Below are 22,779 nucleotides of genomic sequence, written 5' to 3' on the forward strand. Positions count from 1 at the left end.
TTCACACCCCGTGTGAAGGCGAGCGCACTACGCTGAACCGCACCAGGCCATTCGGGGGGCATCCCATGCAGCCCAACACTCTGCTCGACGCGATCCTGGACGAGGCGGGGATCTCGCACGCCGGTCTCGCCGCCCACGTCAACCAGGCGGGCCGGCGACGGGGCCTCGCGCTCCGGTACGAACACACCGCCGTGGCACGGTGGTTGAAGGGCCAGCGACCGCGCGGGCAGGTCCCCGACCTGATCTGCGAGGTGCTGGCCGCACGCCTGCACCGGCCGGTCACCCTGGACGACATCGGCCTGGGCGTGCCCGGCGAGCCGAGCACCCCGCACGCCGGCTCGCTGAACGGCTTCGTGGAGCGGGCGACCGCCCTGTGGCGCTCCGACGAACAGCAGCGGCCGCATGTGCTGGGCGCCCCGGCCGTCACCGGGACCCCGGCCGTCATGCCGGTCTGGGAGTGGGAGAACCCGCCCGAGGACGTCGATGTCTCCCGCGGTGGCCGGCACCGGGTCACCGCGGCCGACATCGAGATGCTGCGCGCCGCGCGCACCCACTACGAGCAGATGTACCGCAAGGCCGGCGGCATCGCGACCCGCAGCCGCATCGTCGGCTTCCTCAACGCCGAGGCGGCGCCGCTGCTGCGCGGCAGCTACACGGACGCCACCGGACGTCAACTGCACCGCGCCACCGGCGGGTTGGTGGCCATCGCGGGTATCTGTGCCTACGACTCCGACGCCCACGGTCTCGCCCAGCGCTACTTCCACCAGGCGCTGCGGCTCGCGAAGGCCAGCGGCGACCGGGGACTCGGCGCGTATGTCATAGCGCTGCTGGTCAACCAGTCCCTGTTCATGCGGGAGTACCGGCAGGCCGTGGCGTTCGCCGAGGCCGCGCTGCGGGCCGCCGGAAAGCACATCACCCCGGCGCTCGCCTCCGACCTGTACGCGATGCAGGCCAAGGCCTACGCCCATCTCGGCGACTCCGCGGGAGCCCTGTCCTGCATCCGGCGTGCGGAGGCGGCGGCCGAGCGGATCCGGCGCGGTCACGAGCCCGACGAGACCGGCTATGTCCAGCCGGGCCTGGTCAATGTGCAGGTGGCCGAGGCGCTGCTGAGCCTCGGCGAGCTGGCCGCCGCCCGGGAGCACGCGGCGGCGGCGGTCGACAACCCGGCCCACGACCGGGGGCGGGTGCACCGGCTGGCCATGCTCAGCACCATCGAGCTGCGCCAGGGCAACGCCGACAAGGCGGTGGCCACCGCCGTGCAGATGGCCGAGCAGGCACGCGGAATGGAGTCCCAGCGGCTGCGCGACAGACTCCGCGCGGTACGCGAACACCTGGTGCGCTGTGGCTCGGCCGGCACCGCCGAGGCCGCCGAACTCATCGACGGGGCACTGCGCGTACCGCTGTAGGCCCCCTGTAGGTGCACAGTCCCTGCTGCGATATTGCCACTTACTCGGCGGAAGGTGGCAGAACCGTGCAGTGGACGAAACAGAACGAACAAACTGTGTATGCAAACCGCTGGTTCAGCGTCAATCTCGCAGATGTCGAGCTGCCGGACGGCCGGCACCTGGACCACTTCCTGATCCGGCTGCGGCCGGTGGCCGTGGCCACCGTGGTCAACGAGGCGAACGAGGTGCTGCTGCTGTGGCGGCACCGCTTCATCACCGACAGCTGGGGCTGGGAACTGGCCGCGGGCGTCGTCGAGGACGGCGAGGACATGGCGAGCGCGGCCGCCCGGGAACTGGAGGAGGAGACCGGCTGGCGGCCGGGGCCCCTGCACCACCTGATGAGCGTGGAGCCGTCCAACGGCCTCACCGACGCCCGGCACCACATCTACTGGTCCGACCGGGGCGAGTACATCGGGCATCCCGTGGACGACTTCGAGTCGGACCGCCGGGAATGGGTCCCCCTCAAACTCGTTCCCGACCTGATCGCCCGTGGGGAGGTCCCGGCCGCCAACATGGCGGCCGCGTTACTCCTGCTGCACCACCTCAGGCTCGCCGAGGGCCCCGGCGCCTAGCGGCCGGCCAGCGCCTGCCAGACCGTCACGCAGAGCGCGGCCAGGGAGGTGAGCGCGGCGAGCGAGGGCAGTGGCCAGCGAGCGTGTTCCAGCGAGTTCAGGCGGGTGTCCAGCTCGTCCAGTTCCTTGGCGGTCTCCTCGGTCCGGTGCCGCAGCAGCGCCAGTCCTCCCTCGACGCGTGCGTAGGCCACGTCGAGGCGGCGCCGTAACTCTGCGAGTTCTCCCTGGACCACGGGATGCTCCGGATGGGCGGTCACGTGTCCACTCCTTTCCGTCGTCGGACGTTGTTGCATCCCTTGCAACGCATGAGGAGTCAACTCGCCCGGCGGACAGGAGGGGAGCGTGTGCGACGGGCATATGCGTGCCCGTCGCACACACGGAGTGTGAACTGGTTTTCTGCGATCAGCCGTAGGTGTAGAAGCCCGAGCCGGTCTTCCGGCCCAGCCGGCCCGCCTCGACCATGCGCTGCAGCAGCGGGGGAGCGGCGTACAGGGGCTCCTTGTACTCGGCGTACATGCTGTTGGCGATGGAGACGATGGTGTCCAGGCCGATCAGGTCGGACAGCTTCAGCGGACCCATCGGGTGGGCGCAGCCCATCTCCATGCCGTTGTCGATGTCCTCGCGGCTCGCGATGCCCGACTCGAACATCCGGATCGCGGAGAGCAGATAGGGCACGAGCAGCGCGTTCACCACGAAGCCGGAGCGGTCCTGGGCACGGATGGCGTGCTTGCCGAGCACCTTCTCGGCGAAGACCTGGGCGCGGCTGAGGGTGCCCTCGGAGGTGGTGAGCGCCGGGATCAGCTCGACCAGCTTCTGCACCGGGGCCGGGTTGAAGAAGTGGATGCCGACCACGTGGTCCGGGCGGGAGGTGGCGACCGCCAGCTTCACCAGCGGGATCGAGGAGGTGTTGGAGGCGAGGATCGCGTCCGGGCGGGTCACCACCTGGTCAAGGACCTGGAAGATCTCCGTCTTCACCGGCTCGCTCTCCACGACGGCCTCGATCACGAGGTCGCGGTCCGCGAACTCGCCGAGGTCGGTGGTGAAGGTGAGCCGCGCCTGCGTGGCGTCCAGCTCCTCCTCGGTGATCTTGCCGCGCTCGGCGGCCTTGGCCAGGGAGTTGAACAGCCGGGTACGGCCGATCTCCAGGGCCTCGCCGGTGGTCTCGGCGACCTTCACGTCCAGGCCTGCGCGGGCGCACACCTCGGCGATGCCCGCGCCCATCTGGCCGCAGCCCACGACTCCGACGCGCGCAATGTCTCCCGCTGGGATGCCCGTCACATCGTCCCCTTCGCTGGTTCTCCGGCTCGCTGGCAGGACCTCCGGGTTTCGGCGCCTGCTCCGATCGAGCACGTTACCGCCAAGTATCGATGATCGATCGGCCGGGTGGGTGCATCCTGTGGCGCGGAACGATCCGTGAGGGAGCGGATCCGGAGCGTATGGGGGTTGTGCACATGGGGCATCTGTCACGGCGGGCCTTCACGCTGGCGGCGCTGTCGACGCTGGCCACGGCGCAGGGTGCGGCCGCGGCCACGGGGCATCGGCCGCGTGCGGCCGCCGAGATGCGGGGCGTGTGGCTCGCGACCGTGTCCAACCGGGACTGGCCGTCCCGCCCCGGTCTGACGGCCGACGTACAGCGGGCGGAGCTGATCGCCCACCTCGACCGGGCGGCCCGGGACCGGCTCAACACGGTGATCTTCCAGGTGCGGCCCACCGCCGACGCCCTGTGGCCGTCACCGTACGAGCCCTGGTCCGAGTACCTGACCGGCACCCAGGGCCGCAGCCCCGGCTGGGACCCGCTGGGCACCGCGGTGCGGGAGGCCCACCGCCGGGGTCTGGAGCTGCACGCCTGGTTCAATCCGTACCGGATCGCCAACCACACCGACCTCAGCAGGCTCGCCGCCTCGCACCCGGCCCGCAGGCACCCCGACTGGACGGTGTCCTACGGCGGGAAGCTCTACTACAACCCCGGCCTGCCCGAGGTCCGCGCCTTCGTCCAGCGGGCGATGCTCGACGCGGTCGCCCGGTACCCGGTCGACGCCGTCCACTTCGACGACTACTTCTACCCGTATCCGGTCGCCGGGCAGACCTTCGACGACGATGACGCCTACGACCGCTACGGCGGCGGCTTCTCCAGCCGGGCCGCCTGGCGGCGGGACAACATCAACCGGCTGGTGAAGGAGATGGCCGCCGGCATCCGGAAGGTCCGTCCCGGCACCCGGTTCGGGATCAGCCCCTTCGGCATCTGGCGCAACGCCTCGACCGACCCGCGCGGCTCGGACACACGCGCGGGCGTGCAGACGTACGACGACCTGTACGCGGACACCCGCACCTGGGTGCGCAGCCACTGGATCGACTACATCGTCCCGCAGCTGTACTGGAACATCGGCTTCGCCGCCGCCGACTACGCGAAGCTGGTCGACTGGTGGGCGGGGGTCGCGAAAGGTACGAAGACACACCTGTACATCGGCGAGGCCCTCTACAAGGCAGGGGCCGCCGGGCAGCCCTCGGCCTGGCAGGACCCGGTCGAGCTGTCCCGGCACCTCACCCTCGCCGCCGGCCACCCGCAGGTGCGCGGGCATGTGTTCTTCGCCGCCGCGGACGTGGCGGCCGATCCCATCGGGGCGATGTCACGCGTGATCACCGACCACTACGGGCGGTCGGCGAAGCCACCCCGCTGATTCCTGTCGTCCGGATGCTTGACCTGGCAGTCGGGTCCGGGGGACATGATCGCCTCGTGTCCGTCCTTGAACTTCACGCGGTAGGGCGGGCTGCCCTCGGCACCCAGTACTTCGACTACTTCCGATTCCTGGTCGTGTTGGCCGACCACCCTGCCGTGCTGGACAAGATGGTCGCCCTTGGATGCACGCATCTCGCAGGCCCTCCTCATGATCACGACCGCTGGGTGACGGCGATGCACACGAGCACGGCGACGGCGGTCACCGGAGCGGCCGCCGTGAAGTGCTCGCCCAGCAGCAGCGCCGACCACACCAGTGTGAGCAGGGGCTGGGCCAACTGCAACTGGCTGGCCCGGGGGATGCCGATGACCGCCATCCCCCGGTACCAGACGACCAGGCCGAGGAACTGCGAGCCCAGCGCCACCCACAGCAGACCCGCGATGCCGTGCCAGCCGAGGTGGACGGGTTCGTACGTCAGCGCCACCACGGCGGCCGGCGCGCTCAGCGGCAGGCACAGCACCAGCGCCCAGCCGATCACCTGCCAGCCCGGCATGATCCGGGCCAGCCGGCCGCCCTCGGTGTAGCCGGCCGCACACACCAGCAGGGCCGCGAACAGGAAGCCGTCGGCGGCCGTGAGCGCGCCGCCGCTCTGCCCGGCGGTGAAGGCGGCCACGGCCGCGGCGCCCGCCAGCGCGGCCAGCCAGAACCGGCGCGAGGGGCGGCTGCCGGTGCGCAGCGCCGAGAACACGGCGGTGGTCAGCGGCAGCAGCCCCACCACGACGGCGGCGTGCGCGGTGGTGGAGGTCTGCAGGGCGAGCGTGGTCAGCAGCGGGAAGCCCAGCACGACACCGGCCGCGACGACGGCGAGAGAGGGCAGATGCCGGCGCTCGGGCAGCGGCACCCGCAGCACGAGGAGGCAGCCGCCCGCGACGAGCGCGGCGAGCGCGCTGCGCACGGCCACCAGCGACCAGGGGCCGAAGCCCTGCAGGCCCCAGGCGGTGGCCGGGAAGGTCAGGGAGAAGGAGGCGACGCCGAGGGCGGCGAGACCGGTGCCGAGGCCGCGGCGCTCGTGCGGAGCGGTGACTGCTATCGGTGTCGCCGTAGTAGCGCTACTCTGTGCTCTCATGCAGCAGAGTAGCAGTGTGGGCGGACTGGCGGAACAGCTCCGACGGGAACTGGACCGCTACTCTCCCGGTGGAAAGCTCCCGTCGAGCCGGGCGCTGGTCGAACGGTTCCGCGTGAGCCCGGTGACCGTCTCGCGCGCGCTCGCCCAGCTGGCTGCCGAGGGACTGGTCGTCACCCGGCCCGGCGCCGGCGCCTTCCGGGCCCGGTCGCACCACGCACAAACCCCGGCCGGGGACACCTCCTGGCAGGAGGTCGCGCTGAGCGCCGACGGCGCCGCCGAGCTCGTACCGCGCACGGTGGACGCCTCCGGGGTCACGGTCTCCCTGGCCGCGCCGCCGCCCGGAGTGCTGGAGTTCAACGGCGGCTATCTCCATCCCTCCCTCCAGCCCGAGCGAGCCATGGCGGCGGCGCTCGCCCGGGCCGGGCGGCGACCGGGCGCCTGGGGGAGGCCGCCGCTGGAGGGCCTGCCGGAGCTGCGGGAGTGGTTCGCGCGCGAGATCGGCGGGGCCGTCACCGCGGCCGAGGTGCTGATCGCGGCCGGCGGCCAGTCCGCCCTGGCCACCGCCCTGCGCGCCCTCGCCCCGCCGGGCGCCCCGGTCCTCGTGGAGTCGCCCACCTACCCGGGCATGCTGGCGATCGCCCGCGCGGCCGGCCTCCGGCCCGTCCCGGTGCCTGTGGACTCCGACGGCGTACGCCCCGAGCTGCTCGCCGACGCCTTCCGGGCCAGCGGCGCCCGGGTGTTCGTCTGCCAGCCGCTGTTCCAGAACCCCACCGGCGCCGTGCTGGCCCCCGGCCGGCGCGCCGAGGTGCTGCGCATCGCCCGCGAGTCCGGCGCCTTCGTCATCGAGGACGATTTCGTACGGCGCCTGGCGCACGCCGACGCGGGCCCGCTGCCCCGGCCGCTGGCCGCAGACGACCCGGACGGCGTGGTGGTGCACGTCGGCTCGCTGACCAAGGCCACCTCGCCCAGCTTCCGGGTGAGCGCCCTGGCCGCGCGCGGCCCGGTGCTGGAACGCCTGCGCGCCATCCAGGTCGTGGACAGCTTCTTCGTCCCCCGGCCGCTGCAGGAGGCGGCCCTGGAACTGGTCGGCTCCCCGGCCTGGCCCCGCCATCTGCGGGCGCTGTCGGCCGAGTTGAAGACCCGCCGCGACGCCATGACGGCCGCGCTCGCCCTGCACCTGCCCGAACTCGCCCTGCCGCACATCCCCTCCGGCGGCTACCACCTCTGGCTCCGGCTGCCCGAAGGTGCCGACGAGACGGCCGTCACCGCGGCCGGCCTCCGCGCGGGTGTCGCCCTCACCCCCGGCCGCCCCTACTTCAGCGCCGAACCCCCCGCGGCCCACCTCCGCCTGAGCTTCGCCGCGGTCGCCGGCACCGGGGAGATCACCGAGGGCGTACGGCGGCTGCGGGCGGCCTGTGACGAGTGACCGACCGCACACACCTCGTAGCTCACAGGCGACACCCCTTGACCTGCACTCACCGGCGGCCCACCATCACCGCATGCCACTGAGGGTGACGTTCGTCGCCGCCGCGCGCAGCGCCCCGCTGCTCGCGGAGCGCTTCGAGGACGACCGGCCGCTGGACCGGGCCGGCTGGGACGAGGTGCAGCGCGCCGCCGGGGATCTGCTGCCGCTGGCGGCCGCCGAACTGCGGTACTGCTCGCCGACCGCGCGCAGCCGGGCCACCGGTGACGCCCTGGGGTACGCCCCGCTGGTCCAACTGGCGCTGCGGGACTGCGACATGGGCCGCTGGCGTGGCATGACCCTGGGCGAGGCGATGGCCCGCGAGCCGGACGCGGTGGACGCCTGGCTCGCCGACCCGCGCGCCACCCCGCACGGCGGCGAGTCCCTGCTGGCGTTCATCTCCCGGGTGGGCGGCTGGCTGGACACCCGGCCGGTGGAGGACGGCGGCCGGATCGTCGCCGTCGCCGAGCCCGCCGTGATCCGCGCGGCCCTGGTCTACGCCCTGAAGGCGCCGCCGTCGACCTACTGGAACATCGACGTGCGCCCGCTGTCCACGTCCAGCGTCACCGGCCGCGCGGGCCGCTGGAACCTCCGCCTCGACGCCGTTTCGGTTCAGCCCTCGCGCACATAGTCCGTGGTCAGCACCAGAGCCTTCGCCGGGCCGCCGACCCGCCACACCGAGCGCCAGCGGTCGGCGTCCTGGACGGTGAACTCGCCACGGTAGAGATCGGCCGCGCACGGGTGCTCGGCGACCCACCGCCCCGAGCTCAGGTCCAGCTCATGGAACGGCCGCCCGTCCGCGAACCGCACGTCCGCCGTACCCGGCGTGGGCCCCGGCAGGAAGCGCAGCGTGCGGGTGGCGGGTCGCGCCACGCCCTGCCAGGTGAAGGTGCCGGACTCCTCGTGCAGCAGGCCTCCGGTCTCCAGCGCGGTGAAGGCCGTCGTCCCGGAGAACCGCCCCTCGTCCCCGCTCGCCAGGTCCCGCACACCGCGCTCGACGCGCCAGTGGCCGGCGAGATGGGCCAGCACATCGGCGACCGGCCAGAACCCGCCCATCGATCACCCCTTCCCGGAACCGCCCGCCCCGCCGACGAGCGCGGACCTCTTCCCCATTTTCGGCGTTGTTCTCATCGTTCGCTTCAGACCCCGAAGTACCGCTGCGCCGCCCGGACCCCCTCCACCAGCGCGTCCACCTCGGCCGGTGTGTTGTAGACGTAGAAGCTCGCCCGGGTCGTCGCCGGGATGCCGTACCGCTTCACGATCGGCCGGGCGCAGTGGTGGCCCACGCGGACGGCCACGCCCCGCTCGTCCAGCACCTGGCCCACGTCGTGCGGATGGAGGCCGTCGACCGTGAAGGAGACCGCCGAGCCCCGGTCGGTGAGCTCGGTGGGCCCGACGATCCGGACGCCCGGGACCTCGGCGAGCAGACCCAGCGCACGGCCGGTGAGCTCCTCCTCGTACGCCGCCACCTCCGCCATCCCGAGCCGCTCCAGGTACTCCACCGCCGCGGCGAGCCCCACCGCCTGCGAGGTCATCGGCACGCCCGCCTCGAAGCGCTGCGGCGGCGGCAGGAAGGTGGTGCGGTCCATCTCCACGATCTCGATCATCGAGCCCCCGGTGAGGAACGGCGGCAGCCCGGCGAGCAGGTCCGCGCGGCCCCACAGCACGCCGACGCCGTTCGGGCCGAGCATCTTGTGCCCGGAGAAGGCGACGAAGTCCGCACCCAGCTCCGTCACGTCGACCGGACGGTGCGGCACGGACTGGGCGCCGTCCACGACCACCAGGGTGCCGAACGCGTGCGCGCGGTCGGCGAGTTCGCGCACCGGGTTGAGCGTGCCGAGCACGTTGGACTGGTGGCAGAGGGCGAGCACCTTCGTGCGCTCGTCCAGCAGCTCCTCCGTCCGGGACAGGTCGAGCCGGCCGTCGTCGGTGAGCCCGAACCAGTCGAGCCGGGCCCCGGTCCGCTCGGCGAGCTGCTGCCAGGGGACCAGGTTCGCGTGGTGCTCCATCTCCGTCACCACGATCCGGTCGCCCGGGCCGAGCCGGCCGGCGTTGCCCAGCGCGTAGGCGACGAGGTTGATGCCCTCGGTGGTGTTCCGGGTGAAGACCACCTCGTCGTCGGCGGCGCCGATAAACCGGGCGACCGTGTGCCGGGCCTGCTCGTACGCCTCCGTCGCCTCGCCCGCCAGCTGGTGCGCGCCGCGGTGCACGGCCGCGTTGCGGTGCAGGTAGAAGTCCCGTTCGGCGTCGAGGACCTGGAGCGGTTTCTGGGTGGTGGCGCCGGAGTCCAGGTAGACGAGCGGGGCGCCGCTCTCCAGGGTCCGCTCCAGGATCGGGAAGTCCTTGCGCAGCAGGTCCACGTCGAAGGTCACGGCGGCTCACCTCTCAAGGTTTCGTCTCACGGGTTTGGCGGTGGTTCTCCGTGAGGAACGCTAAGCCCTCCTCACGGAGAACCGCAAGGATTACCATGAGAGCCGTGGATCACGAGTCCCGCGTCCACCTGCACCAGCTCCCGGTCCCGGGCGAGGACCGGTATGTCTCGCTGGCGCTGGTCAACATGCGCTTCACCGTCAGCCATGGCCTGGTCGACCTGCTCGACGACACCGAGGCCGCACGGCTCTGGCTCGTCCGGCACGAGCTGCTGCCCGACCGGGTGGTGATCAACGGCAGGCTGTCCGGCCGGCTGCGCACCCTGCGCGAGGCGCTGCGCGCGCTCTTCGCGGCCCGCGTGACCGCGGCACACCCGCCCGCCGACGCCCTTGAGACCCTCAACAGTGCGCTCGCCGCCGCGCCCGCCACCCCCCGGCTCGCCTGGACCGCGGACGGCCCCCACCGCGCCGACCTCCCCGACGCCGGAAACCCGGCTGCCGCCGCGCTCTCCCTGCTCGCCGAGGACGCCACCGACCTGCTCACCGGTGCCGACGCCGGCCAGCTCACGGAGTGCGCCGCCCAGGGCTGCGCCCGCTGGTTCCTGCGCTCCCACGGTGCCCGCCGCTGGTGCACCACCAAGTGCGGCAACCGGGTCCGGGCCGCCCGCGCCTACGCCGCCCGGAAGTCCGGCTCGCCGTGAAAGGCGATTGCATAAACGTGCAGCGATACGTATAGTCATGCCATCAAGAGGAGGATGGACATGGCGGTACGTGCGGCGGTGGCCGGAGCGAGCGGATACGCGGGCGGCGAGGTCCTGCGCCTGCTCCTCGCGCACCCCGAGGTCGAGATCGGTGCCCTGACCGGGAACTCCAACGCCGGGCAGCGGCTCGGCGCGCTGCAGCCGCATCTGCTGCCGCTGGCCGACCGCGTGCTCACCGAGACCACGGCCGAGGCCCTCGCCGGGCACGACGTGGTCTTCCTCGCGCTGCCGCACGGCCAGTCCGCCGCCGTCGCAGAGCAGCTCGGGCCCGATGTCCTCGTGGTCGACATGGGCGCCGACTTCCGGCTGAAGGACCCGGCCGACTGGGAGAGGTTCTACGGCTCCGCACACGCCGGCACCTGGCCGTACGGCCTCCCCGAACTTCCGGGCGCCCGCGCCGCGCTTACGGGGTCCAAGCGCATCGCGGTGCCCGGCTGCTACCCCACCGCCGTCACCCTCGCCCTGTTCCCGGCCTACGCGGCCGGGATCGCCGAGCCCGAGGCGGTGATCGTCGCCGCGTCCGGCACCTCCGGCGCCGGCAAGGCATCCAAGCCGCACCTGCTCGGCAGCGAGGTCATGGGCTCCATGTCGCCGTACGGCGTCGGCGGCGGCCACCGGCACACCCCCGAGATGATCCAGAACCTCAGCGGGGCCGCCGGGGAGTCCGTGCGGGTCTCGTTCACGCCGACCCTGGCACCGATGCCGCGCGGAATCCTCGCCACGTGCAGCGCCTCCGCCGTCGCGGGCGTGACGGCGGACTCCGTCCGCGCCGCCTACGAGAAGGCCTACGCCGACGAGCCCTTCGTCCATCTGCTCCCCGAGGGCCAGTGGCCCGCGACGGCGTCCGTCTACGGTTCCAACGCTGTTCAGGTGCAGGTCGCGTACGACGAGTCCGTGGGCCGCATCATCGCGATCAGCGCCATCGACAACCTGACCAAGGGCACCGCGGGCGGTGCCGTGCAGAGCATGAACATCGCCCTGGGGTTCGACGAGACCACCGGGCTTTCCATGATCGGAGTCGCACCGTGAGTGTCACGGCAGCCAAGGGATTCACGGCGGCGGGGATCGCCGCCGGGATCAAGGAGAACGGCAATCCCGACCTGGCCCTCGTGGTCAACAACGGGCCCCGCCGTGCCGCCGCGGGCGTCTTCACCGCCAACCGGGTGAAGGCCGCGCCGGTGCTGTGGTCCGAGCAGGTCCTCAAGAGCGGCCAGGTCTCCGCGGTCGTCCTCAACTCCGGCGGCGCCAACGCCTGCACCGGCCCCAAGGGCTTCCAGGACACGCACGCCACCGCCGAGAAGGTCGCCGAGGTCCTCGGCCGCGGCGCCATCGAGGTCGCCGTCTGCTCCACCGGCCTCATCGGCGTCCTGCTGCCCATGGACAAGCTGCTCCCCGGTGTGGAGACGGCCGCCGCGCAGCTGTCCGAGCACGGCGGTGAGAAGGCCGCCATCGCCATCAAGACCACCGACACCGTCCACAAGACCTCCGTCGTGTCGAAGGACGGCTGGACCGTCGGCGGCATGGCCAAGGGCGCGGGCATGCTCGCGCCCGGCCTCGCCACCATGCTGGTCGTCCTCACCACCGACGCCGACCTCGACAACGAGACCCTGGACCGGGCCCTGCGCGCCGCCACCAGGGTCACCTTCGACCGGGTCGACTCCGACGGCTGCATGTCCACCAACGACACCGTGCTGCTGCTCGCCTCCGGCGCCTCCGGCATCACCCCGGAGTACGCGGAGTTCGCCGACGCCGTACGGCAGGTGTGCGACGACCTCGGCCGGCAGCTCATCGGCGACGCCGAGGGCGCGAGCAAGGACATCAAGGTCGAGGTGGTCAACGCGGCGAGCGAGGAGGACGCCGTGGAGGTGGGCCGCTCCATCGCCCGCAACAACCTGCTCAAGTGCGCGATCCACGGCGAGGACCCCAACTGGGGCCGCGTGCTCTCCGCGATCGGCACGACCAGGGCCGCCTTCGAGCCGGACCGGCTGGGCGTCGCCATCAACGGCGTGTGGGTGTGCAAGAACGGCTCCGTCGGCGAGGACCGCGAGAAGGTCGACATGCGCTACCGCGAGGTGCACATCGTCGCCGACCTGGCCGCGGGCACCGAGACCGCGACCATCTGGACCAACGACCTCACCGCCGACTACGTCCACGAGAACAGCGCCTACTCGTCATGAGCACCACGCGTAAACACACCGCACTGCCCAAGGCCCAGATCCTCATCGAGGCGCTGCCCTGGCTGGTCAAGCACAACGGCAAGACCGTCGTCATCAAGTTCGGCGGCAACGCCATGATCGACGAGGAGCTGAAGGCCGCCTTCGCGCAGGACGTCGTGTTCCTGCACCACGCCGGCCTCAAGCCGGTCGTCGTCCACGGCGGCGGCCCGCAGATCAGCGCCGCCCTCGACCGGCACGGCATCGTCAGCGAGTTCAAGGCGGGCCTGCGCGTCACCACCGAGGACGCCATGGACGTCGTACGGATGGTGCTGGCCGGACAGGTGCAGCGGGAGCTGGTCGGTCTGCTCAACCAGCACGGCCCGCTCGCCGTCGGCCTGACCGGCGAGGACGCGCACACCATCACCGCCACCCGGCACCAGCCCGAGATCGACGGGGAACTGGTCGACATCGGGCGGGTCGGCGAGATCACCGCGATCGACACGGGCGCGATCGAGGCGCTGCTGGCGGACGGCCGTATCCCGGTGGTCTCGTCAATCGCCCGGAGCCAGGACGACGGACATGTCTACAACGTCAATGCTGATACGGCGGCTGCGGCACTCGCTGCTGCTCTTGGCGCCGAGACCCTCATGGTGCTCACCGACGTCGAGGGCCTCTACGAGGACTGGCCGAACTCCGACGAGGTGATCAGCCGCCTCACCGCTTCCCAACTGGAGAAGCTGCTGCCGGAGTTGAGCTCCGGCATGGTGCCGAAGATGGAGGGCTGTCTGCACGCCGTGCGCAACGGGGTGCACACCGCCCGCGTCATCGACGGCCGGGTCCAGCACTCGATCCTGCTGGAGATCTTCACGGACGAAGGCATCGGCACGATGGTCGTGCCCGATGGGATTCCGGGCGAACAGGGGGAGTCATGAGCAACCAGGAACTGACCGAGCGGTGGCAGGGCGCGCTCATGAACAACTACGGCACCCCCCGCCTGCCCCTCGTACGCGGCGAGGGCGTCAAGGTGTGGGACGCCGAGGGCCGGGAGTACCACGACTTCGTCGGCGGCATCGCCACCAACGCCCTCGGTCACGCCCACCCGGCGATCGTCGAGGCCGTCAGCAGGCAGATCGGGCAGCTCGGCCACATCTCCAACTTCTTCATGGCCGAGCCCACCGTCGCCCTCGCCGAACGGCTGCTGCAGCTCTTCGGCCGGGAGGGCCGCGTCTTCTTCTGCAACTCCGGCGCCGAGGCCAACGAGGCCGCCTTCAAGATCGGCCGGCTGACCGGGCGCACCCACATGGTCGCCACCACCGGCGGCTTCCACGGCCGGACGATGGGCGCCCTCGCGCTCACCGGCCAGCCCGCCAAGCAGGACCCCTTCCTGCCGCTGCCCGGCGAGGTCACGCACGTGCCCTACGGCGACGCGCAGGCCCTCGCGGCGGCGGTCACCGAGGAGACGGCTCTGGTGATCATCGAGCCGGTCCAGGGCGAGAACGGTGTCGTCGTGCCCCCGGCCGGCTATCTGAAGGCCGCCCGCGCGATCACCGCCGCCACCGGCGCCCTGCTGGTGCTGGACGAGGTGCAGACCGGCATCGGCCGCACCGGGACCTGGTTCGAGTACCAGGCCCACGAGGGCGTCCTGCCCGATGTCGTCACCCTCGCCAAGCAGCTCGGCGGCGGGCTGCCGCTCGGCGCCACCGTGGCCTTCGGCCGGGCCGCCGAACTGCTCCGGCCCGGCCAGCACGGCACCACCTTCGGTGGCAACCCGGTCGCCTGCGCCGCCGGACTCGCCGTACTGGACACCATCGCGAACGACGGGCTGCTGGAGAACGTCAAGCGGCAGAGCGAGAAGCTGCGCGAGGGAATCGAGGGCCTGGGCCACCCGTTGATCGATTATGTGCGGGGTGCCGGCCTGCTCCTGGGTATCGTGCTCACCGGGCCGCACGCGCCACAGGTGCAGCAGGCGGCCCAGGAGGCCGGGTTCCTGGTGAACGCGCCCGCCCCCGACGTCGTACGGCTCATGCCGCCGCTGAACATCTCCGACGCCGAGGCGGGTGCCTTCCTCCAGGCGCTGCCCGGCATCCTCGACGCAGCTTGCCCAGGGGACAACCCGGTGGACGGGGACGGACGATCCGGAGAATAGGACGACGATGAGCCAGGCGCAGGACCACGAGCAGGCGGCGGGTGCCGGACCGGCCGTGCCGCAGACCCGGACCGCGCGGCACCGCCGGATCGTGGACATCCTCAACCGGCAGCCGGTGCGGTCGCAGAGCCAGCTGGCCAAGCTGCTCGCCGACGACGGGCTGAACGTCACCCAGGCGACGCTCTCCCGGGACCTCGACGAGCTGAACGCGGTGAAGATCCGCAACACCGACGGCGAGCTGATCTACGCGGTGCCGAGCGAGGGCGGTTTCCGTACCCCGCGTGCGCCGCTGGGGGAGTCGGCCAAGGAGGAGCGGATGCGGCGGCTCTCCCAGGAGCTGCTGATCTCCGCGGAAGCCTCCGCCAACCTGGTCGTCCTGCGCACCCCGCCGGGGGCCGCCCAGTTCCTCGCCTCGGCCATCGACCAGGCGGAGCTGCACGACATCCTGGGCACGATCGCCGGTGACGACACGTTGCTGCTGATCAGCCGGGACCCGAGCGGCGGGCAGGCCCTGGCGGATCATCTTCTGCGGCTGGCCCAGAACGGCCACTGAGCCCGCATGCGGGGCCCCGTCCGCCGGCGGAGAATGACAGTGTGATCTTCCGCGGCGGGCGGGCAGGTGGGCGGGCAATCCCCTGGCGGCCGTCGGCCGTATACAGGGGTGTGTCGGGTTTCCGGTTCCCCGTGGGCCGGCTCCCGGACGAGGCCCTGCTGTCCGGGCTGGCCACCGGTGATCCGGAACTCGCGGTGGTCTTCGTACGCAGATTCCAGCACCGGGTCTTCGGGGTCGCCATGGCCGTCACCGGGGATGAGCAACTCGCCGAGGACGTCGCTCAGTTGACGTTCGAGCGCGCGTGGCGGCATGCCCAGATCTACGACTCGCGCCGCGGCTCGGTCACCACCTGGCTGACCACCATCGCGCACAACCTCGCCGTGGACGCCGTCCGGGCCCGGCGGACCGAGCCGATGGCACCGGAGGACCTGGACGGTGTCATCGGCGTCGTCACCGAGACCCCCGAGCAGTGGGCGCTGGCCGACGAGGCCTCCGCCCAGCTGCGGGCCGCCGTGGCCCGGCTGCCCCGGGAACAGGCCAGGGCCCTGGTGATGGCCGGCATCTACGGAATGACGGCCCAGCAGATCGCCGACGCGGAGCGCATCCCGCTGGGCACCGCCAAGACGCGGATCAGGGCCGCCATGGCGAAACTGCGCACCACACTCGCGCCTTCGAAGCGAGGCGACCATGTCCAGTGACGCGACCTGCGACAAGCTGCGGGAGATCGGCGCCGAGCTGGCGCTGGGCGTGCTGCCCGGCCGGGAGCGCGCCGAGGCGGTCGCCCATCTGGACCGGTGCGCCGACTGCCGGGAGTACGTCCGACAACTCACCCTGGTCGGCGACCGGCTGATCGGCCTGCTGCCGGACAGCGAGCCCCCGGCGGGGTTCGAGACCCGGGTGGCGCGCAGGCTGGCGGAGCAGGCCGCGGCGCCCGAGGCCGCCGCGCACGCCTCCGGCCGTGCGTCGCGGGACCTGCGCGTGCGGGCCCGCCGGGCCCGGCTGCGGCTCGCGGCCGTCGCCACCGCACTCACCGTCGCTGTCGGGTTCGCCGGCTGGGGGATCGGCACCGCCGTCGAGGAGGTCGTCGCCTCGACCGCGCCCGCCACCGAGTCCGAGCCCATGCTGGTCGGCGACATGAACTCGGCCCTCGGCGGCGGGAAGATCGGCGAGGTCTACGCCCATCCCGGGGTCCCCGGCTGGATCTTCGTGTCCGTCGACGCCGCCGGCCCGCGCGGCTCGTACACCGGCAAGGTCACCTGTCTCCTGGAGCACTCCGACGGCACGACCGTCCGGGTCGGCGACTTCCCCCTGACCGCCGGACGCGGCGAGTGGGGCGTGGCCGCTCCCGGTGACCTGTCGACCCTCTCCGGCGCCCGGCTGACGACCCCCGGGGGGACCGTCCTCGCCACGGCTCGCCTGGAGATGGGGCACGTCGTGCAACCGCAGGTGTGAACCGGGGCCCGGCTGAATCAGGGGTGCGGGCGCAGTGTCGCCTCCAGGGCCGCGGCCAGCTCGTCGACCGTGGGCCGCCGCGCCGGGTCGGCCCGCAGACAGGCGTCGACGGCGGCGGCGAGCGCGGGCGGCAGCCGCCTCCGGAACGCGATCGGCGCGGCCGCCTCCTCGAGCTGCGGGTACCGGTCCTCCGTGCCCTCGCTGCCGTCCTCGGGCTCGACCTCGCGCGCCCTGTGGTCGAAGGGGAGGCCGCCGGACGCGACCTCGTACAACGTGACACCGATGCCCCACACGTCGGCCGCGGCCGTGAGCGGACCGCCCCGGGCCTGCTCCGGAGCGAGGTAGCAGAACGTGCCCACACCGGCGGGCGCCGGTCCGGGCGGCCGGGCGACGCTCAGGTCCAGCACCTTGGCATGGCCGCGGTCCACCACCACGTTGGACGGCTTGAGGTCCAGGTGCAGCAGACCCCGGCCGTTCAGGTAGTGGACGGCGGAGCACAACTGCACGCCGAGCAGCGCCACATCGGCGGCGGCCGGCCGGCGCCGCAACCGGTGCACGAGGTGGGACAGGGTCTCGCCGGTCAGCGTCTCCAGGACGACGAGCGGCTGGGGCGACTCGACGGTCTCGTAGCCCCGGACCAGATGCGGATGGCTGAACTCCCGCAGCCACCGGCCCTCCCGCAGCAGCCGCTCGCCCAGCCCCTCTTCGCCCCGCCGGTCCGGTCGTACCACCTTGACCACACACCGGCAGGCCCGGTCCTCGCTCCACGCGTCGTACACGTCGAGCCAGCCGGTGCGGGTCAGATGCGCCAGGATCTCGTAGCCCGGCGCCGGTTTCGTCCCCGGTACCATGGGCGCGGGGCAACGGCCGTGCGCCACAGGGCCGTTCATGACAGCACCGGGCCCGCGCTCAGCCGGTGCAGCCGGGCGTACGGTCCCCGGCCGCGCAGCAGGTCCTCGTGGGCGCCGTGTTCCACGACCCGGCCGTGGTCGAGCACCACGATCCGCGAGGCGTCGCGGACGGTCAGCAGGTTGTGGGAGATGACCACGGTCGTCCGCCCGGCCATGAGCCGGCGCAGCGGATCCATGATCCGCCGGGCCGACCGCACATCGAGCCCGGTGGTCGGCTCGTCCAGCAGGAGCACGGGCGCGTCCCTGAGCATCGCGCGGGCGATCGCCAGACGCTGGCACTGCCCGCCGGACAGGGTCCGGCCGCGCTGTCCGACCAGGGTGTCGTAGCCCTCGGGGAGCCGCTCGACGAACTCGTGGGCGTCGGCCGCGCGCGCCGCCGCGACGATGTCCGCCTCGCTCGCCCCGGGCCGCCCGTAGGCGATGTTCTCCCGTACGGTGCCGTGGAAGACGAGCGTCTCCTGGAGCACCACCGCGACGCTCTCCCGTACGTCGGCCAGCCGCAGCTCCCGCAGATCGGTCCCGTCGAGCCGGACCGCTCCCCGCTCGGGGTCGTAGAACCGCAACTGGAGCTTGGCGACGGTCGACTTGCCGGCCCCGCTGGCACCGACCAGTGCGACGGTCTCGCCCGGAGCCACCTGGAAGGACACGTCCGACAGTGCCCAGCAGGCGGTGCCGGGGTAACGGAACCAGACGCCGTCGAACTCCACCGCACCCCGCGCGCGGCCGGTCCGCCGGGCGTCGGCCCGCTCGGTGACCTGCGGCCGCTGGTCGAGCAGCTCGATGATCCGCTCGGCCGAGGCGGAGGCCGCGTAGAAGGTGGTGCCGAGCCGGAACAGGCCGTGGACCGGACCGTAGAGCTTGCCGATCAGGGCCAGGAAGACCAGCAGTCCGCCCAGCGTGAGCTGTCCCTGGGCCAGCTTCCAGGTGCCGAGGCCCATCACGGCGAGGCCACCGGTCACCTCGATGATCTCGACGACGGGAGAGTAGACGGCCCGGATCCGCGCGGAGGCCATCACGGCCCGGAACCTGCCGACGCTCTCCCGCTCGAACCGCCGCTCCTCCCACCCCTGCCGGTTGTACGCCTGCACCAGGGCGACGTTGCCCAGCACCTCCTCGGCGATCGCGCTGAGCGAGCCGCTGCGGCGCCTGCGCTCCCGGGACGCCGCCTTGGTCAGCCGCGCGAAGTGCCGGGCGGCGCCCCAGAACAGCGGCACGATGGCCAGCGCGAGCAGGGTCAGGTCCCAGCGCAGGTAGAGGAGCAGGCCGAGGAAGAGGGCCAGGCGGACGACGTAGTACAGGGCGTCCGCCACGCCGGAGAGCAGGAAGGTCTCGACCGCGTCGACGTCGCCCGTGACGCGGGAGAGCACATCACCGAGCCGCCGGCGTTCGAAGAAGCCGAGCGACAGCCCCTGGACGTGCCGGAAGACATCGCAGCGAAGAGAGAGCAGGAAGCGCTCGCCGACCCAGGTCGAGGTCATGTCGTCCGCGAAGCGCAGGATGCCGGAGCACAGGATGAGGCCCAGATAGGCCGGTGCGATCCACGCGAAGGGCCGCAGGTCCCGGGGAACGAGAACCTCGTCCACCACGATCTTGAAGAGCCACAGTTCGGCGGCGTCGACGGCCGGGCCGACCAGGCTGAAGAGGAGGACGGGGAGCAGCCAGCGCCGACCGCCGCGGGTGTAGGGCCAGAACCGCCGGAACACCGCGCGCGGCGACACCGGGGGCGCGGCCGCCACCACGGCGTCGGACGCCTCGGCAACCGACAGCAGACGCCGCAGGACATGCGCCATGGGAGGGGTCCCTCGCGGATCGGCGGAGCGGACCGGGTGCTGAGGTCTCCGATCCGCTCGGCCTTCTCGGGCGATCAGTATCCGTGGTCGCCGTGGTCGCCGTGGTCGTGGCGGTCGCCGTGGTCGTGACGGCCGAAGTCGCCGTGGCGGTCGCCGTGGTCGTGCCGGTGCCCATGCCGCGAGGTGAAGTGGCGTGACGTCTCGTCGCGGCCGTGGTCACGGCGCTGGGCGGGCATGAGACTGCTGAAGATGGCCATCTGGTTTCTCCTTAAACATCCGGTACCTGAGATACGTCCCAGGACCGGAGTTGGATGGCGTTCCCGCGGAAATTTCCGGAGGAATCCGAGCGTCAGCCCAATCGCTCGGCCAGCCCCCCGGTGCAGCGCACCTCGTCCCCGGCCGTGATCAGCAGGGCCTCCACGCCGGGCAGCGACTCCAGCCACGCCAGGCCCGCCCGGGAGCCCATCGCGAAGGCCGCCGTGGCCCAGCAGTCGACCCAGGTCAGCCGAGGACCGACCACCGTCACGGCCACCAGGTCCGACACCGCGGACTTCCCCGTGCGCGGATCCACGATGTGCGCGCCCCGCTCGGCCGTACCCGAGGTCGCCACCGACAGTTCGGCCACGCCGGCCGACGAGACGACCGCCGCCAGACCACCCGGCCGGAGCGGATCCGCCACCCCCACCCGCCACGGCCGGTGCGGCTCCGGTGTGCCGAGGAGCTGGACGTCACCGCCGCCGTTGACGCTCACGCCGCGCACCCCGGCCACCCCCGCCAGCAGCCGCGCGGCCCGCTCGGCGGCCCAGCCCTTGACGATGCCGGTGGGGTCGAGGGAGCCCTGGTAGCGCGTGCTGAACCAGCCCTCGCTCACCCGCTCCGCCTCGGCCGCGAGGTCCAGCACCTCGGCCACCTCCGGCGCGCACTGAGCCACGGTCAGCTCACCCCGGGCCAGCCGGGAGACCTCGCTGTCCTCGCGGTAGGTGCTGAACACCGCGTCCGCGCGGTGCAGACCGGCGACGGCCTCGGCCAGCACGGCACGCACCGCGGCGGGTTCCCCGCCGCGGACGTCGAAGGAGAAGACGGTCCCCATGACCTCCTCCGCATGACGCACCGCGGCGGGAGCATCGGCCGACTCGGCCACCGTGTCAGCCACCGGCCTGGTCCAGCGCCGACTGCAGCGACTGCTTGTAGCCGGTGCTGGTGTAGGTCGCGCCGGAGACGGCGTCGATGTTCGCGTTGCCGGCCGTGACGGCCTCCTGGTTGAGCCTGGGGACGGCCATGGCCGTCTTCTGGTCGCTGAGTCCGCCCTTGGGTGCCTGGACGGCGTCCGCCTTCGTGATCTTGCCACCGCTGACCGTGATCCGCACCTGGACCGGGCCGTACTGCGTCTGCGCGACCTTGCCGGTGACCGTGCGGGCCTGTGCCGTACCGGACGAAGCGGACCCGGCCGAGGTCCCCTTCGAGGATCCGGCGGACGTCTTCATCCTGTCCAGCGCCGACTGCAGCGACTTCTTGTAGCCGTTGCTCGTGTACGTCGCCCCGGAGACCGCGTCGATCTGCGCGCTCTGCGCCGCGACGGCCTCCTGGTTGAGCTTGGGGACGGCCATGGCCGTCTTCTGGTCGCTGAGTCCGCCCTTGGGCGCCTGGACGGCCTCCGCCCTGGTGATCCTGCCGCCCGCGACGGTCAGCCGTACCTGCACCGTCCCGTACTGCGTCTGCGTCGCGTCACCGGTCACCGTGCCGGCGCTCGAACCGGCCGCGCCGACCGGCTGCGTGCCGCCCTGCGGTGACTGCTGCCCTGCCGTCGCCTGCGGGGCCGCGCCCGCCGCCGACGCCGCGGCCGGGTCGGACGCCGGCTTCAGCGACAGCAGCAGCACGACACCGGACACGGTCGCGGCGGTGGCCAGGACGACCCGTCGAAGGGGGTGGCTCTTCCTCATCGCTTTCCTAGCTCCCGCTCACATCTCGAACGACTCGTGATGGATGCGGCGGGCGGGGACCCCCGCGCCGCGCAGTGCCTCGTACACCGACTGCGCGAACCCGGGCGGGCCGCACAGGAAGACGTCGTGCCGGTCGATGTCCGGGATCTTCCGCTCGAGGTTCTCCGCGGAGATGTCCGGCCGCTCCCCGTCGGGGCTGTTCACCGCGTACATCAGCCGGGCGCCCCGCTCGTCGGCGATCTTCGCCAGCTCGTCCCACAGCGCCAGGTCCTGAGTGCTGTTGGCCCGGTACAGCAGCGTGATGTCACCGGCCGCGCCGGGCAGCGTCTCGAACAGCGCCCGCATCGGCGTGATGCCGACCCCGCCCGCGACCAGCAGCACCTTGCCCCGGCTGCGGCGCTGCGCGGTGAGCGCGCCGTACGGGCCCTCGGCCCACACCCGGGTGCCGGGCGTCAGCTCGCGCAGCCGCGCGCTGTGGTCGCCGATCGCCTTCACCGTGATCCGCAGCATGTCCGGGCGGGGCGCCGCCGACAGCGAGTACGGGTGCGAGCTGAAGCGCATGCCCGGCGCGAGGAACCGCCAGCGGAAGAACTGGCCCGCCTCCGCGCCCATCCGGTGCAGCCTGCGCCCGCCGATCAGCACCGACACGATGCCCGGCGTCTCCTCGATGACCGCCTCCACCCGCATCCGGTGCCGGAGGTTCAGCCGGATCGGGGTGAGGATCCGGTACCAGATCACCAGCGCGGTGACGGTGCCGTACAGGGCGTACCAGAAGGTCTTGGCGGCCGGCTCGACCGCGAAGTCGTTGCCGGTGGTGATCTGGTGCCAGAACGTCAGGAACACCGCCGCGTACGTCATCAGGTGCACGTGGTACCAGGTGTCGTACGGCAACCGGCGGCGGACCGGGCCGATCGACGTCAGGCCGATCAGCACGAACAGGCCCGTGCCGATGGCGGCCTTGCCCACGTCGGGCAGCTGGTTGATGGAGTCGATGGTCTGCTGGACGATGTCGCCGAGCGACTTGCCCGCCTGGCGCGCGTACCCCCACATGGTGAGGAAGACGTGCGCCACGATCAGGCAGAGCGTGTAGCGGCCGCTCATCGCGTGCCAGCGGGCGACCCGGTCGGAGCCGACCCGCCGCTCCAGCGCCGGCACACGCGCCATCTGGAGCACGACCAGCGCCATCAGATAGCCGGCCAACAGGCCCGTGATCCGGCCCGCGTTGAGGATCCTGCCGGTGTCGTCGGCGATGGACGGCGTGTTGTGCCACCAGAGCCACAGCACGGCCGCCGCGCCCGCCCAGACGGCGAGCAGCAGCGGTACGGCCGGGGAGCGGCGCGGGCGGATGCGGCGCATCGTCTGTCGGCGGGCGGCACGTCCGCCTGCGAGCGTGGTGGACACGGTTCCTCCGTGGGGACTTG

At 72.4% G+C, this 22,779-nt stretch carries 25 protein-coding genes; 13 read left to right on the forward strand and 12 right to left on the reverse strand.

Annotated features, from left to right (window positions below):
- Window positions 1–65: 65 nt before the first annotated feature.
- Both ACWC2T_RS06200 and ACWC2T_RS06205 read left to right on the forward strand, forming a co-directional pair.
- On the forward strand, window positions 66–1,406 hold the full coding sequence (locus ACWC2T_RS06200; protein ID WP_450669269.1) for a transcriptional regulator: 1,341 nt from the start codon (window positions 66–68) through the stop codon (window positions 1,404–1,406).
- A 65-nt stretch (window positions 1,407–1,471) separates the two neighbouring features.
- Window positions 1,472–2,017, forward strand: a complete 546-nt coding sequence (locus ACWC2T_RS06205; protein WP_450669270.1) for an NUDIX hydrolase — start codon at window positions 1,472–1,474, stop codon at window positions 2,015–2,017.
- Here the strand turns inward: ACWC2T_RS06205 and ACWC2T_RS06210 are convergent.
- Both ACWC2T_RS06210 and ACWC2T_RS06215 read right to left on the reverse strand, forming a co-directional pair.
- A complete protein-coding gene (locus ACWC2T_RS06210; protein ID WP_450669271.1) occupies window positions 2,014–2,274 on the reverse strand; it encodes a hypothetical protein in 261 nt (86 codons plus the stop codon). The two genes, ACWC2T_RS06205 and ACWC2T_RS06210, sit on opposite strands and share 4 nt — an antisense overlap.
- Window positions 2,275–2,419: 145 nt before the next feature.
- Window positions 2,420–3,295 (reverse strand): 3-hydroxybutyryl-CoA dehydrogenase, encoded by an 876-nt coding sequence (locus ACWC2T_RS06215; protein WP_450669272.1) that lies wholly within the window; start codon window positions 3,293–3,295, stop codon window positions 2,420–2,422.
- Between the two features lie 173 nt (window positions 3,296–3,468).
- Here ACWC2T_RS06215 and ACWC2T_RS06220 point away from each other — a divergent pair, with 173 nt between their 5' ends.
- Window positions 3,469–4,695 carry a glycoside hydrolase family 10 protein gene (locus ACWC2T_RS06220; protein WP_450669273.1) on the forward strand — a complete coding sequence of 409 codons (1,227 nt, stop codon included), beginning with the start codon at window positions 3,469–3,471 and terminating at the stop codon, window positions 4,693–4,695.
- On the opposite strand, the gene ACWC2T_RS06225 is transcribed toward ACWC2T_RS06220, so the two are convergent.
- Both ACWC2T_RS06225 and ACWC2T_RS06230 read right to left on the reverse strand, forming a co-directional pair.
- Complete coding sequence (locus ACWC2T_RS06225) at window positions 4,665–4,886, reverse strand: DUF1918 domain-containing protein (protein ID WP_450669274.1); 222 nt, start codon at window positions 4,884–4,886, stop codon at window positions 4,665–4,667. The two genes, ACWC2T_RS06220 and ACWC2T_RS06225, sit on opposite strands and share 31 nt — an antisense overlap.
- A 20-nt stretch (window positions 4,887–4,906) precedes the next feature.
- On the reverse strand, window positions 4,907–5,818 hold the full coding sequence (locus ACWC2T_RS06230; protein WP_450669275.1) for a DMT family transporter: 912 nt from the start codon (window positions 5,816–5,818) through the stop codon (window positions 4,907–4,909).
- On the opposite strand from ACWC2T_RS06230, the gene ACWC2T_RS06235 reads away from it, so the two are divergent.
- Both ACWC2T_RS06235 and ACWC2T_RS06240 read left to right on the forward strand, forming a co-directional pair.
- A complete protein-coding gene (locus ACWC2T_RS06235; RefSeq protein ID WP_450669276.1) occupies window positions 5,817–7,244 on the forward strand; it encodes an aminotransferase-like domain-containing protein in 1,428 nt (475 codons plus the stop codon). The two genes, ACWC2T_RS06230 and ACWC2T_RS06235, sit on opposite strands and share 2 nt — an antisense overlap.
- Window positions 7,245–7,317: 73 nt before the next feature.
- The gene (locus ACWC2T_RS06240) at window positions 7,318–7,911 is read left to right on the forward strand and encodes a histidine phosphatase family protein (protein WP_450669277.1); all 594 of its coding nucleotides are present in this window, start codon (window positions 7,318–7,320) and stop codon (window positions 7,909–7,911) included.
- Here the strand turns inward: ACWC2T_RS06240 and ACWC2T_RS06245 are convergent.
- Together ACWC2T_RS06245 and ACWC2T_RS06250 are read right to left on the reverse strand one after the other, a co-directional pair.
- Complete coding sequence (locus ACWC2T_RS06245) at window positions 7,893–8,336, reverse strand: DUF6314 family protein (protein ID WP_450669278.1); 444 nt, start codon at window positions 8,334–8,336, stop codon at window positions 7,893–7,895. The genes ACWC2T_RS06240 and ACWC2T_RS06245 overlap by 19 nt on opposite strands.
- Window positions 8,337–8,419: 83 nt before the next feature.
- Entirely contained in the window at window positions 8,420–9,652 is a 1,233-nt protein-coding gene (locus tag ACWC2T_RS06250) for a cysteine desulfurase (RefSeq protein WP_450669279.1), read from the reverse strand.
- A 95-nt stretch (window positions 9,653–9,747) separates the two neighbouring features.
- Here ACWC2T_RS06250 and ACWC2T_RS06255 point away from each other — a divergent pair, with 95 nt between their 5' ends.
- The 8 genes from ACWC2T_RS06255 to ACWC2T_RS06290 all read left to right on the forward strand — a co-directional run bounded on the left by ACWC2T_RS06255 (window position 9,748) and on the right by ACWC2T_RS06290 (window position 16,717).
- Entirely contained in the window at window positions 9,748–10,350 is a 603-nt protein-coding gene (locus tag ACWC2T_RS06255) for an ABATE domain-containing protein (protein ID WP_450669280.1), read from the forward strand.
- 60 nt (window positions 10,351–10,410) lie between these two features.
- Window positions 10,411–11,439 (forward strand): N-acetyl-gamma-glutamyl-phosphate reductase, encoded by a 1,029-nt coding sequence (gene argC, locus ACWC2T_RS06260; RefSeq protein ID WP_450669281.1) that lies wholly within the window; start codon window positions 10,411–10,413, stop codon window positions 11,437–11,439.
- Window positions 11,436–12,587 carry a bifunctional glutamate N-acetyltransferase/amino-acid acetyltransferase ArgJ gene (gene argJ / locus ACWC2T_RS06265; protein ID WP_450669282.1) on the forward strand — a complete coding sequence of 384 codons (1,152 nt, stop codon included), beginning with the start codon at window positions 11,436–11,438 and terminating at the stop codon, window positions 12,585–12,587. Before argC ends, argJ begins: the two co-directional genes overlap by 4 nt.
- The gene (gene argB, locus ACWC2T_RS06270; protein WP_450669283.1) at window positions 12,584–13,498 is read left to right on the forward strand and encodes an acetylglutamate kinase; all 915 of its coding nucleotides are present in this window, start codon (window positions 12,584–12,586) and stop codon (window positions 13,496–13,498) included. The genes argJ and argB overlap by 4 nt, the downstream gene beginning before the upstream one ends.
- Entirely contained in the window at window positions 13,495–14,712 is a 1,218-nt protein-coding gene (locus ACWC2T_RS06275; RefSeq protein WP_450669284.1) for an acetylornithine transaminase, read from the forward strand. Before argB ends, ACWC2T_RS06275 begins: the two co-directional genes overlap by 4 nt.
- 7 nt (window positions 14,713–14,719) lie before the next feature.
- Entirely contained in the window at window positions 14,720–15,265 is a 546-nt protein-coding gene (locus ACWC2T_RS06280) for an arginine repressor (protein ID WP_450669285.1), read from the forward strand.
- Between the two features lie 110 nt (window positions 15,266–15,375).
- Window positions 15,376–15,963 (forward strand): RNA polymerase sigma factor, encoded by a 588-nt coding sequence (locus ACWC2T_RS06285; protein WP_450669286.1) that lies wholly within the window; start codon window positions 15,376–15,378, stop codon window positions 15,961–15,963.
- Window positions 15,953–16,717, forward strand: a complete 765-nt coding sequence (locus tag ACWC2T_RS06290; protein WP_450669287.1) for a hypothetical protein — start codon at window positions 15,953–15,955, stop codon at window positions 16,715–16,717. Before ACWC2T_RS06285 ends, ACWC2T_RS06290 begins: the two co-directional genes overlap by 11 nt.
- A gap of 17 nt (window positions 16,718–16,734) precedes the next feature.
- Here the strand turns inward: ACWC2T_RS06290 and ACWC2T_RS06295 are convergent, their stop codons facing one another.
- From ACWC2T_RS06295 to ACWC2T_RS06320, 6 genes are all read right to left on the reverse strand, one after another.
- Entirely contained in the window at window positions 16,735–17,568 is an 834-nt protein-coding gene (locus ACWC2T_RS06295) for a serine/threonine-protein kinase (protein WP_450669288.1), read from the reverse strand.
- Between the two features lie 35 nt (window positions 17,569–17,603).
- Window positions 17,604–19,418, reverse strand: coding sequence for an ABC transporter ATP-binding protein (locus ACWC2T_RS06300; RefSeq protein WP_450669289.1), 1,815 nt, complete (start codon window positions 19,416–19,418; stop codon window positions 17,604–17,606).
- 74 nt (window positions 19,419–19,492) lie between these two features.
- A complete protein-coding gene (locus ACWC2T_RS06305; RefSeq protein ID WP_450669290.1) occupies window positions 19,493–19,675 on the reverse strand; it encodes a hypothetical protein in 183 nt (60 codons plus the stop codon).
- A gap of 92 nt (window positions 19,676–19,767) precedes the next feature.
- Window positions 19,768–20,571 carry an FAD:protein FMN transferase gene (locus tag ACWC2T_RS06310; RefSeq protein WP_450669291.1) on the reverse strand — a complete coding sequence of 268 codons (804 nt, stop codon included), beginning with the start codon at window positions 20,569–20,571 and terminating at the stop codon, window positions 19,768–19,770.
- Window positions 20,564–21,358: an FMN-binding protein gene (locus ACWC2T_RS06315; protein WP_450669292.1), complete on the reverse strand. Its 795-nt coding sequence runs from the start codon at window positions 21,356–21,358 to the stop codon at window positions 20,564–20,566. Before ACWC2T_RS06315 ends, ACWC2T_RS06310 begins: the two co-directional genes overlap by 8 nt.
- A gap of 18 nt (window positions 21,359–21,376) precedes the next feature.
- Window positions 21,377–22,759 carry a ferredoxin reductase family protein gene (locus ACWC2T_RS06320; RefSeq protein ID WP_450669293.1) on the reverse strand — a complete coding sequence of 461 codons (1,383 nt, stop codon included), beginning with the start codon at window positions 22,757–22,759 and terminating at the stop codon, window positions 21,377–21,379.
- Window positions 22,760–22,779: the final 20 nt, after the last annotated feature.

This window comes from Streptomyces sp. NPDC001393 (assembly GCF_053597455.1).